Raw genomic sequence first — 10861 nt, forward strand, 5'->3', positions numbered from 1 at the left:
CCGGCATGCACCACGCCCACGGGCACCACCACCACGGCGGCGGCCACCAGACCCAGCGAGACGGAATGGCCCGCATGCAGATGCCCCACGCGCTTGCCGAACACGATGTACAACGCCCAGAAGGTGGCGCCCACCAGCGGAAACAGATAGTGCTTGGCCCAGGAGGTGCCGATGCCCAGCGCCGTGACGGCGCCGAGCACGGCCAGGAAGGGAACAAAACGCTGATAACGGTGCAACAGGGAAGACATGGTTGAAAATATAGTGCGATAGCGCCTGGACTTTCGCTCGAATTTTGGGCCCTGCACGCAACTTTCACTCACCTGCTACCCCCAAAATCTACCCATGCCAGCCACCCCAGCCCTCGACGCCTTCGACCTGGCCATCCTCGGCATCCTGCAGCGCGACAACACCACGCCCCAGCGGGCGATTGCGCAAGCGGTGCATCTGTCGGCACCCGCAGTGCAGCGGCGCATCCAGCGGCTGCAGCAGAACGGCGTGATACGCGCCAATGTGGCCGTGATCGACCCCGAGAAGGTGGGGCTGCCCCTGACCATCATGGTCGAGGTGCATCTGGAGAACGAGCGCCCCGACCGCACCGCCCCGCTGCGCAGCCGTATCGCTGCAGAGGCGGCCGTGCAGCAGTGCTACAGCGTGACCGGCGAGGCCGACTACCTGCTGGTGGTGACCGTGGCGTCGATGGCCGACTATGAGGCGCTGACGCGGCGGCTGTTCGAGGGCGATGACAACGTGCGGCGCTTTCGCACGTCGGTGTCGCTGGGGTGCTTGAAGGCGGGGCTGCAGGTGCCGCTGCCTGGAGACGAGGCCGATCCGGGGTAGTCCAAGTCCACCCCGGGGCCAACCCCTGCGACTCTCAGGGCGCGGCCACCGTGTGCATCTCCCGCATCTGGACGGTATCCACCATCTCGGCGAACGAGCGGCCCCAGCCGATGCAGGCCTTGGCGCCGATGAGGCCGCGCACGTCCCAGTGCAGGTACTCGATGCGCTGCGGGCCACCCGTTGCACGGTGGAAAGCATCCGGGCCGCAAGCCAGCGCATGTCCCAGGCCGATGGCACGCAGGCCCAGGACCAGGCCACCAAAGGAGACAGGATGGAGCGCAGCATGCGCCAGCGTTGAGGCCGCGCGCGGGAGCAACCTGGACGCCCAGTCCTCGCCACCAGCACCGCGCAATTCTTGCCTTGACGGCCCACTGGCCATTGCCTACAACGCGGGCTGATCCAGATAGAAGGTTCACCATGCGTTTCAGGTGGCACAGCAAGGACAGGGCCCAGGTGTTCGCCGTGGCCGGCGTGGACACGCAACCGCATGGCGAAGGATGCACGGGAGCCGGTCCGCACCCGGCACCAGTCCAGCTCCGCAAGCCCAGGGACCAGCGGGTGGCCGTGTTCCCGGGCTTGGGTGTGTAGACCGGGCGCAGCCACCCACCGCGAGCCGGACGAACGGACAGGCAAGCCAGCCCCCCGCCATGCAGCTTCGCCGGGTCCCTGCCGCAGATGCATTCCTCATCCTGCGGACCCGCCACGCCCGGCAAGACAGCTCGCGGGATCCGGTGAACCGCTTCTTCGCGGAGCTGCACCAACTGGTGGGCCTGGGCCGCACCTACGACGTCATCGACGAGCGCCTGCACGCCGACGGCCGCTGCAAGGAGCTCACCATCAAGTTCCTGGCAGACATCTGCTACGCGCCCATGGCCTCAGCAATCGCGCAACTGCTCGCGGACCAGCATTGCCAGTGGGTGCAGGCGCAATTCGTCGCCGCGCTCGACCCCGCCGAGATCACCCTGCGAGCGCACGACTACACCGTGGAGCACTTTCGCCGCGAGGGCGCCATCGACTCCGGCATGGTCGTGCACTTGAGAAGCTGCGTGAAGCTGGTGCACCACGCCAGCGGCACCGAGGCGCGCAGCACCTCGCACCGGAACCGAGACTGGAACCTGGAGGAGGCCCTGCAGCTGCTGGCAGCGCTGGTGCGCAACCACAGCCTGCTGGTCCACGCGCAGACCGGACCGGGCCGCCTGCCGCCGCCTTGACCACCCCGGCCACCTATTTGGGTGGGCGCCTGGACATGTGATGCGCAACACAGACAGCGCCCTGCGCCGCGATGAAGATCGGCGCAACGCCTCTCTGGCGCCTCCTTGCGCAGCATGGCCCGCCCCTCGCGCCCCGGCGCCTGGCGCGCCGCGTGCATGCGCGCATGTCGGATGCGATTTTTTTGTTTATTTGCCTGTCTGTTTGTTTGTAATTCTTTTTTGTCCTTGACCTGCCTTGTCAGAAAGGTGTTCGACCATGCCCACGACCTCCAGCGCCCAGCCCCCGATGGCATCCCCTTCATCCGCCCTGCGGTACCGCCGTACGCCCACGGCCTGCCTGGCCTTGGCACTGCCGCTGCTGCTGGTGGCCTGCGGTGGCGGGGATGAGGGCGTCGGCGACTTCACGGTGGGCGGTGTGGTTAGCGGTGTGGGCGAGGGGCGCAGCCTGACGCTGCAGAACCAGGGGGCCGACGATCTGACCGTGGCCGCCAACGGCAGCTTCACGATGGGCCGGCGCGTGGCCACGGGCAGTGCCTATGCCATCGCCGTCTCGTCACAGCCCGCGGGGCAGCGCTGCAGCGTGGCGCAAGGCACGGGCACCGTGCAGGCAGCCAACGTAGCCGACGTGGCCGTGCGCTGCGAGACCCTGCCCGCCGGCACCCACACCGTGGGCGGCCAGGTTACGGGCCTGCTGCCCGGTGGCCGGCTGGTGCTGCAGAACAACCAGGGCGATGACCTGGCGCTCACGGACAACGGCCGCTTTCTCTTTGCCACGCCGGTGGCGGGCAGCAGCACCTATGCGGTGCGCGTGCTGTCGCACCCTGCGGGCCAGGTCTGCACGCTGGCCAACGCCAGCGGCCCGGTGGGCAACGCGCACGTGCAATCGGTGCAGGTGGCCTGCGCCAGAACCACCTGGGCCTTGCCCCAGGGCGACTGGACGGGTGAGTACTGCAACCCCTCCTTCCCCGACCCAGGCCAGCTGAGCCAACTGCGCATCGTGCGCCGCAGCGAGACTCGGGTGGCCGTGTCCAATGGGCATGTGGCCTTCACCACGGCCGATTGCTCAGGCCGCGGCGGCGTGTACATGGACAGCATTCCACAGAACAAGGAGACCGTGTTCGACCGCCAGGAAAGCCGCGGCGACCTTACCGCATTCTGGGGCGATCAGATCGAGGACGGGGGCACCAAAGTGCGCGTAGTGTGGGTGCGCAAGGGCGAATACCTGTGCCGCCTGTACCAGGACTTCCGCACCACTCCCCCCACCGATTACCTCACGCTCGACAGCGTGGTGCAAGGCACGGACAAGGCCATTGCGCTCAAGCAATGCCATCGGCCATCGCCGTATTGAGTCCAGGCCTGGCGCGCAGGGAGGCTCGGCGGCAAGGGGCCGTGGTGCCGTGAGAGTGACAACTTGTCCAGCGCCATCGCGAGATCGGGTGCGCCGCTGGCCCAGCCAGGGCGTGTCATCAATCATTTCGCCCCCGCGCCCATGCTGGAAATCTCCCTGCAAATCTGCTGTCGCACGAGAACGGCTACAGCACCTATACCTTCATTGACGGCGCTGGCACATGGGCCCACTCCGTGTTCTGGGAAGGCAGCAGCGACCCAGTCGAGGACCAGAAGGAGGCCGAGGACGAATGGTGGGCCAGCATGCCCAAGCCCGTGCTGGCCCTGGGGGCCGGCGATGTGCCGCAGGCCCTTGCGCGCATTGCTGCGCACAAGGAGCGGCAGACCGTGGCAACTACCTGTTCGTGGGCTTTCCGATGAACGGCATCAAGCCCTAACTGGCGTTCGAAGGCCACCTGTACCTGCAGTAGGGCGCGGGCCGTGCATAGGGCCGAGGGATGTGTCCGCCCCCTTTTCAGGCCTGCTATCTGCCCTGCGCCAGGAACGCCGCCACCAGCGCGTTGGCATGCCCATGGCCCATGCCGTGGTCGGCCTTGAGCAGGGCGACGTACTCCATGTGCTTGCGCTCGCCCGCCGCGCGCAGCACGTCCATCCAGTGGCTGATGGGCTGGCCGTACTTGGCCTCGATGGAGGGGAAGTACGAGGCGGGGCCTTTGACGGCGGGGGTGGTGCTGGGTGCGGGCATGGGCTGGCTCCTGGGTGGATGATTTATTTTGGAGGGCAAGCGGGACGCCCGTCAGGTGCGTGCGCCCTTCTTCCTGCCGCCTCCTGTGGATACGACGAACGACAATGCGGCAGATCGACAGGCCGCGACAAGTATTTTGGGGATGGACGGCCCAGCTTATCCCATGGACGAAACCGACGGCGGGCCGATTGCAGCCACCATCGACCTGCACAGGCAGGTGTTGGTAGATGGGCTCGGCGGTACCCGTGCGGCTCGTTGTCCTACGGGCGTCAGCGAGTTCAAGAACTAGCTGTAATGGAGGGTTGTCACTGACGATTTGTCCACTGCATCACCCACGGGGAAACCACATGAAAACGCCAAGCCTGCTCTGGTCCGCGCTCATCGGAGCGGTCGCGAGTGCCCGCTCCATGACACCCATGGCCACGCTGTCGGCAGCCAGGCTGCTCGGCCACTCCACGCCCGGCAGACTGGCACTGCTGGACCGCCCCTTGTTCAAGTACGGCGCGCTAGCGATGGGGGCCGGAGAATTGGCCGGTGACAAGATGAAGACGGCCCCCGACAGGACAGTTGCCCTGGGCCTGTTGGCGCGCGTCATGAGCGCCGGAATCGCCGGTGCGGCGCTGGCTCCGCCTGGTCGTGAGCAAGCCGGCGCACTGGTGGCGGTGGCCACCGCGGTGCCTTTGGCATACATCACCCTGGATGCCAGAAAGAGCGCCATGAGACACATCGGTCAAACGCGCAGCGGCCTGATCGAGGACGCGTTGATCGTCGCTGGCGGCATCGCTGTCGTGGCGCTGGCGCTGGGGCAGACGCGCCGCAGGTAATGCCGGGCAACGGCCCGCGGATGCACCGACCATGCTGGCCACGCGGCTGGTGCCATGACCGCGCCGACCCACCGCAGCGCTGGCTGGTACAGCAGGTCGGTGTCGCTGACTTTGCACTCGCTTTTGTCGCGCAGCGCTGTTGCGCGCAGCCCTCTCGAACCGGCCTTGCGGATGCAAATGCCTGCATGGCGGGCATGCCGCGCTGTGCCCAGCCGTGCCCCCGCCCAAGCGCCAAGATCACGTTGCACGGGCTGTAGGACAAGGCCCCAAATTGCAGGGCATGCCGTGGTTGCAAACGTATATTCGGCGCAAGCATCTGAAACCACCGGGCGTTGCCCGCAGGCCTGCACTGCCATTGCCATGTATCGCCACGCCTTGCCATTGCATTGCCCCTGCCTTGCGCCGCCCGCTCCCTGATGCTTTCTTCATTTCACTGTTCCAAACCTTCACCACCCGAGGAAATTCCATGCGTTCCCCCGTCTCCGGCGGCGCCCTTGCCGCACCCGTGTCCACCCACAGCCCACTGCATTCGAACCCATCCAGCACGCGTGGCCATCTGGCGCGGGCCACCGTCACCGCCCGCACCCTTGCCGGCGCGGCCCTGGTAGTGGGCGCGGGCATGGGCGCGCTGCCTGCGTGGGCCGAGGTGTCGCCTGCGCTGGACCGGTTCAGCATCTCTGCCGGCGGCTTTTACGTCAAGCCCGAGTTCGGCACCCGCGTGGGCACGCAGTACGGCACGCTGGACACGGGCGGCAACCTCAAGGCCGGCTCAGCCACGCTGCCGCGCGTATCGGCCGAGCTGTTGCTGTTCGACAGCCAGGGCCTGTCGTTCGACTACTACCGCTACAAGCGCACCTGGTCCGACAGCGCCAACGGCAGCTTCGGCCTGGGTGGCGGCAGCAACGGCCAGGGCCCCACCACCGCCGCGGCCGACGTGCGCCTGCAGACCGAGCTGGAGTTCGCCAAGCTGGCCTACAAGTGGTGGATGGGCTCGGGCAACACCGCCGTGGGCCTGGGCGCCGGCGCCGCGTACTACCGCCTGGGCGTGAACGCCAGCGGCAACGCCCGCGTGGGCAACGAGTCGCGCGGCTTCTCTGCGGATGCGAGCGAAGACGCCATCGCCCCGCTGCTGGAGTTTGGCGTGCGCCACGCCATCACGCCCGACCTGCGCCTGTTCGCCGACGCCTCGGGCGTGTGGAAGAAAAGCGGCAAGGCCCACGGCAGCATCTACAACGCCGCGCTGGGCGTGGAGTGGTTCCCGGTGAAGAACGTGGGGCTGGTGGTCTCGTACGGGGTGACCGACATCGACCTCAAGTACAACGACGACGTGGACGCCCGCCTGCGCGTCAAACTGCCCGGCCCCAGCGTGTTCGTCAAGGCACGGTTCTGACGCGCGCCAGGGCGCCGGCGCACAGGCCGTAAAGCTGCCGGCGACCGGCATGCCTTGGCCCGCCTGGCTTCGTCGTGGCAGGCGCCTGCACGCTGCTTCATGTGACGCTCGCTGAAGCAGGCCCGTATCGTGGCGACAATCGGTCAGACGCTGCCTGCCGTAAGGCCCGAGAGGCCGCTTTTTCCCTAGGCCCATCCACCGTGCGCAGATTCGCCGTTGCTTACTTTTTTCTCGCTGTCGCAGCCCTCTGCCTCAGCGCCTACTGTTTCGTGCAGGTGCCTTTCGACAAACTCAGCACGGAAGTGGCACTGGAAGCCATTGAACGCAATTACATTGACCGCGGGAGTTTCAATGCGCAGGAACTGAAAGAGCTCGATTGGAACCTTCGACGGATTCGAGGCAACTCCAGCGCATACAAGCTTGCGCGCAAACACCTGTGGCAGGCGGGCGTATACGGCTTCGGGGCCTTCGGCCTGTTCAGCGGGCTGATGGGCTTCAGCATGCTGGGGGCGCTCCGAAAGCGGGCGGCAGACCTGTCCGCGGCCAGGCGTGGCGGCGCGGCGTAGCAGCGCTTCACCCGAAGCGATTCACCCCAGCCCCACCGCCCTCTTCAGCTCCACCCCCGTCAACCGCAGCCTCGGCCCACTGAGCAGCTCGCACATGCGCGCACTGAGCGGTGCCTGCCCGCCATGCTGCGCGGCCAGCCGTACCACCGCACCGCAGATGGCGTCGATCTCGGTCACGCGGCCGGCTTCGAGGTCGTCCCACATGGAGGAGCGGGCCGTGGCGTCGATCTGCAGCATGCGCTTGGCCAGGCGGGTGAAGAGCCAGTTGGGCAGGCGCATGACCCGGGGCAGCATGCGCGGTGAGACGGCCGTCACCTGCGCGGGGGCGATGCCGGCACGCTGCATCACGCCCAAGGCCTCGGTCTGCAGGGCGGCGAAGACGTGGCGGCAGTCGCGGTCGAGCAGTTCCTCGCGCAGGGGCAGGTTGGACAGGGCGTTGACCGGGTTGTTCAGGTTGAGCAGCAGCTTGCCCCACTGCACGGCGCGGATGTCCTCAGGCAGCACGGTGGCCAGGCCGGCGGCGTTGAAGACTGCGGCCACGGGCTCGGTGGCGGCGTCGCGCTGCAGCTGGATGGCGCCGGCCGTGGCGCGGTGCACCTGGGCGCCGCGCAGCACCACGTTGTAGGGCACCATGCCGGCCAGGGCCTTGAGGGCCGGGGCCTGTGCCGCGATGCGGGCCACGTTGTCCACGCCGTTTTGCAGCGAGATGACGGGCGTGCCGGGCGCGCAGGCGGCGGCCAACTCGCGCGCAGCGCTGTCGGTGGCGCCGCTTTTCACGCAGAGCAGAATCACAGTGCCCGGGCTCGGCGCGGCCTCGGCCAGCGTGCCAGCCACACGCAGCTGCGCGGCGGGCACGTGGGCACGGTAGCCCTCGAGGTCGGTGACGGTGAGGCCTTCACGCGCCAGGGGCTCCATGGCGTGGGGGCGGCCGACCAAGCAGACGCTTTGCCCCTGCGCCGCGAGGCGCCCTCCGACGTAGCAGCCAATGGCGCCTGCGCCCAGCACGATGAAGTTCATACGATGCAGCCCCCTTGATAGTGGGCGCATTGTGCGGCCTGGATGCCGCCGCCGGTGCTGCCTATGCGACCGGTGCTGCAGTGGCGGCAGGAAACCGCACCACCACCCGCAGCCCGCCCAGCCGGGGCGAGGCATCCAGCGCCACGCTGGCGCCGTGGGCCTGGGCGATGGCCTGCACGATGGCCAGGCCCAGGCCGCTGCCGGGGGCGCTGTCGGCCGTCTCGCGCACGAAGCGCTGCATCACGCGCTCGCGGTGCTCGGGGGGGATGCCGGGGCCGCTGTCTTCCACCACCAGCTCCACCGCCCCGTCGGCAGCGCGCGAGATCTGCAGGTCCACCTGGCCGCCTTCGGGCGTGTACTTCACGGCGTTGTCGAGCAGGTTGCGCACCAGCATGCGCAGGGCCTCGGGGCGGCCGGGGATGGGCGCGGCCTCGGAGTCGAGCAGGCCCATGTCCAAGCCGCGGGCCTGTGCGGCGGCGGCCACGTCGGCCAGGGCGAGCTGGGCCACGGCGCGCAGGTCCACGGCCTCGGTGGGCGTGGGGCCGGCGGCGCTGGCCTCTTGCCGGGCCAGGGTGAGCAACTGCTCCACCAGGCGCGTGGCGCGGTCGATGCCGGCGGACAGGCGCTCCACCGCGACGGCGCGCGCCGCATCATCCTGGCCCGCGCGCTGCAGGCCCTGCAGTTGCAGGCGCAGCGCGGCCAGGGGTGAGCGCAGCTCGTGCGCGGCATCGGCCACGAAGTGCTGCTGCGCGGCGAAGGCGCCCTGCACGCGCTCGAACAGCAGGTTGAGCTCGGTCACCAGGGGCTGCACCTCGTCGGGCAGTGCCTCGTCGCTCACGGGCGAGAGGTCGTCGGCCTGGCGGCGGGCGAGCTGGCGGCGCACGCGCTCCACAGGTGCGAGCGAGCGGCTCACGCCCCACCACACGGCCAGTACCAGCAGCGGCGCCATCACCGCCAGGGGCGCGAGCGTACGCAGCGCCAGGGTGCGCGCCATGCCGCTGCGCACGGCCATGTTCTGAGCCACCTGGATGACCTGGGCGCGCGTCTGCAGCGAAAAAACGCGGTAGGTGCCGCCGCGCGCCTGCACGTTGGTGAAGCCCAGCACCGCGATCTGCGGCAGCGCTGCACCCACGGCCGATTCAAAGATGCGCAGGCCCTCGATGGTCCACACCTGCACGATGAATTCGTGGTTCTCGTCCTCGCCCGACAGGCCCTGGCCCAGGTCTCGCGCATCGGGCGGCAGGCCCGAGCGCAGGGCCAGCGCGGTCTGCTGCATGTGGTAGTCGAACAGCGAGTCGGCCTCGGCCAGCGCGCTGCGGTAGGCCAGCACGCCCTGCACGGCGCCCGCGAGCAGGATGGCGGCGAGCAGAAAGACCAGCAGCTGCGCGCGCAGGGAGTGTGGCAGCAATCTGCGCCAGGGGCTGGATGGCTCCGTCATGCCTTGGGTACCAGGTAGCCGACACCGCGCACGTTCAAGAGGATGTCCGCCCCCAACTTCTTGCGCAGCCCGTGGATATACACCTCCACCGCATTGCTGCTGACCTCGTCGCCCCAGCCGTAGAGCTTGTCTTCGAGCTGCTGGCGCGACAGCACCAGGCCCGGGCGCGCGAGCAGCGGCTCCAGCACCGCCCATTCGCGGCCCGAGAGGACGACGGGCACGCCGTTGACACTGGCCTCGCGCGTGCTGGGGTTGATGCTCACGCCCTTGTGCTCGTACACCGGCTCGGCCCGCCCGGCCGCGCGGCGCAGCAGCGCGCGGATGCGGGCCAGCAGTTCGTCCAGGTCGTAGGGCTTGAGCACGTAGTCATCGGCCCCGGCGTCGAGCCCCTCAATGCGCTGTGCCACGGCGTCGCGCGCGGTGGCCACCAGCACGGGGGTGCGGTCCTTGCGCGTGCGCATGTCGCGCAGCACGGTGATGCCGTCGCGCTTGGGCAGGCCCAGGTCCAGCATCACAAGGTCATAGGCATTGGCGCGCAGGGCCGTGTCGGCGGCGTCGCCATCGCGCACCCAGTCCACGGCATAGTGCTCGGCGCGCAGCAGGTCCTGCACGGCCTCGCCGATCATGGGGTCGTCTTCAACGAGCAGCAGTCGCATGGTGCGGCAAGCATAGCGAAAGAAATGAATGGAAAAGGGCCGCCGAAGCAGCCCCTGGAACCACGGCCTCCAAGCGGACCACAAAGCTCAGCGCAGCGGTCCTGGCTAGGCGCTCCGTCGCAGACAGCACTGAAGGTACGGCAAGACGGAGCAACGACGCCAGGAGAGCTTTTTGGGCCGCTCACCCAAGGCGAACGGGCACGAAGATCTTGTCGCCGTTGCGCTCGATGAGCAAGGCCACCGACTTGCCCGCCTTGGCCATGGCCGCGCGCACCTGATCGATGTCCTTGGCCGGTGCGCCGTTGATGGCCAGCAGCACGTCGCCGGGCTGCACACCGGCGGCGGCGGCCGGTCCACGGGCCTGCTCTATCACCAGGCCCTCCTTCACGCCCACCTCACGGCGCTCATCGGGGTCCAGCGGGCGCAGCGACAGGCCCAGCTGCCCCTTGCCCACGGCCTCGTCGGCCTTGGCCACGGCATTCTTGCCCTTGTCGCTGGCATCGCCCAGGGTGGCGGTCAGCTCCACGGGCTTGCCATGGCGCCACACCGACAGGCGCGCCTTCTGCCCGGGCTGCGCCTGGCCCACCCAGGCCGGCAGGTCGCCCGATGCCACGATGGGCTGGCCGTCCACCTGGCGGATCACGTCGCCCGCCTGCAGGCCGGCCTTGTCGGCCGGGCTGTCCTTGGTGACGCTGGCCACCAGCGCACCCTCGGGCTTGTCGAGCTGGAAGGACTCGGCAAACGCCTGGTTCACCTCCTGCACCGCCACGCCCAGCTTGGCATGGCGCACCTTGCCGGTGGCCACGATCTGTTCCTTGATCTTGTCGGCC

The 10861-nt window shown here is 68.6% G+C and carries 14 protein-coding genes and 1 pseudogene; 8 read left to right on the forward strand and 7 right to left on the reverse strand.

What is annotated here, in order from left to right; all coding sequences use genetic code 11:
* Positions 1-248: pseudogene (locus ACK59X_RS27335) on the reverse strand (EamA family transporter); the annotation flags it as partial.
* Positions 249-342: 94 nt separating this feature from the next.
* On the opposite strand from ACK59X_RS27335, the gene ACK59X_RS27340 reads away from it, so the two are divergent.
* Complete coding sequence (locus ACK59X_RS27340; RefSeq protein WP_409961663.1) at positions 343-837, forward strand: Lrp/AsnC family transcriptional regulator; 495 nt, start codon at positions 343-345, stop codon at positions 835-837.
* Between the two features lie 34 nt (positions 838-871).
* Here ACK59X_RS27340 and ACK59X_RS27345 read toward each other — a convergent pair whose 3' ends face one another.
* Positions 872-1153, reverse strand: a complete 282-nt coding sequence (locus tag ACK59X_RS27345; RefSeq protein WP_409961664.1) for a hypothetical protein — start codon at positions 1151-1153, stop codon at positions 872-874.
* Positions 1154-1568: 415 nt separating this feature from the next.
* Between ACK59X_RS27345 and ACK59X_RS27350 the strand changes: the two genes are divergently transcribed.
* The 3 genes from ACK59X_RS27350 (at position 1569) to ACK59X_RS27360 (ending at position 3815) form a co-directional block, all read left to right on the forward strand.
* On the forward strand, positions 1569-2048 hold the full coding sequence (locus ACK59X_RS27350) for a peptide chain release factor family protein (protein WP_409961665.1): 480 nt from the start codon (positions 1569-1571) through the stop codon (positions 2046-2048).
* Positions 2049-2304: 256 nt separating this feature from the next.
* Positions 2305-3396, forward strand: a complete 1092-nt coding sequence (locus ACK59X_RS27355) for a hypothetical protein (protein WP_409961666.1) — start codon at positions 2305-2307, stop codon at positions 3394-3396.
* Positions 3397-3629: 233 nt separating this feature from the next.
* Positions 3630-3815 carry a hypothetical protein gene (locus ACK59X_RS27360; protein ID WP_409961667.1) on the forward strand — a complete coding sequence of 62 codons (186 nt, stop codon included), beginning with the start codon at positions 3630-3632 and terminating at the stop codon, positions 3813-3815.
* Between the two features lie 103 nt (positions 3816-3918).
* Here ACK59X_RS27360 and ACK59X_RS27365 read toward each other — a convergent pair whose 3' ends face one another.
* The gene (locus ACK59X_RS27365) at positions 3919-4140 is read right to left on the reverse strand and encodes a DUF4287 domain-containing protein (protein WP_409961668.1); all 222 of its coding nucleotides are present in this window, start codon (positions 4138-4140) and stop codon (positions 3919-3921) included.
* Positions 4141-4303: 163 nt separating this feature from the next.
* On the opposite strand from ACK59X_RS27365, the gene ACK59X_RS27370 reads away from it, so the two are divergent.
* From ACK59X_RS27370 to ACK59X_RS27385, 4 genes are all read left to right on the forward strand, one after another.
* Complete coding sequence (locus ACK59X_RS27370) at positions 4304-4429, forward strand: hypothetical protein (protein ID WP_409961669.1); 126 nt, start codon at positions 4304-4306, stop codon at positions 4427-4429.
* A gap of 58 nt (positions 4430-4487) precedes the next feature.
* Entirely contained in the window at positions 4488-4964 is a 477-nt protein-coding gene (locus tag ACK59X_RS27375; RefSeq protein WP_409961670.1) for a hypothetical protein, read from the forward strand.
* Between the two features lie 466 nt (positions 4965-5430).
* Positions 5431-6354 (forward strand): hypothetical protein, encoded by a 924-nt coding sequence (locus ACK59X_RS27380; protein WP_409961671.1) that lies wholly within the window; start codon positions 5431-5433, stop codon positions 6352-6354.
* A 200-nt stretch (positions 6355-6554) separates the two neighbouring features.
* Entirely contained in the window at positions 6555-6920 is a 366-nt protein-coding gene (locus tag ACK59X_RS27385; protein WP_409961672.1) for a hypothetical protein, read from the forward strand.
* A gap of 21 nt (positions 6921-6941) precedes the next feature.
* On the opposite strand, the gene ACK59X_RS27390 is transcribed toward ACK59X_RS27385, so the two are convergent.
* The 4 genes from ACK59X_RS27390 to ACK59X_RS27405 all read right to left on the reverse strand — a co-directional run.
* The gene (locus tag ACK59X_RS27390) at positions 6942-7937 is read right to left on the reverse strand and encodes a 2-dehydropantoate 2-reductase (RefSeq protein WP_409961673.1); all 996 of its coding nucleotides are present in this window, start codon (positions 7935-7937) and stop codon (positions 6942-6944) included.
* A 61-nt stretch (positions 7938-7998) separates the two neighbouring features.
* Positions 7999-9375 carry an ATP-binding protein gene (locus ACK59X_RS27395; protein WP_409961674.1) on the reverse strand — a complete coding sequence of 459 codons (1377 nt, stop codon included), beginning with the start codon at positions 9373-9375 and terminating at the stop codon, positions 7999-8001.
* On the reverse strand, positions 9372-10031 hold the full coding sequence (locus ACK59X_RS27400; RefSeq protein WP_409961675.1) for a response regulator transcription factor: 660 nt from the start codon (positions 10029-10031) through the stop codon (positions 9372-9374). Before ACK59X_RS27400 ends, ACK59X_RS27395 begins: the two co-directional genes overlap by 4 nt.
* 181 nt (positions 10032-10212) lie before the next feature.
* The coding region (locus tag ACK59X_RS27405) for a PDZ domain-containing protein (RefSeq protein ID WP_409961676.1) at positions 10213-10861 on the reverse strand (649 nt) is incomplete at its 5' end.

Source organism: Acidovorax sp., assembly GCF_046339755.1.
GTDB lineage: Bacteria > Pseudomonadota > Gammaproteobacteria > Burkholderiales > Burkholderiaceae_C > Acidovorax.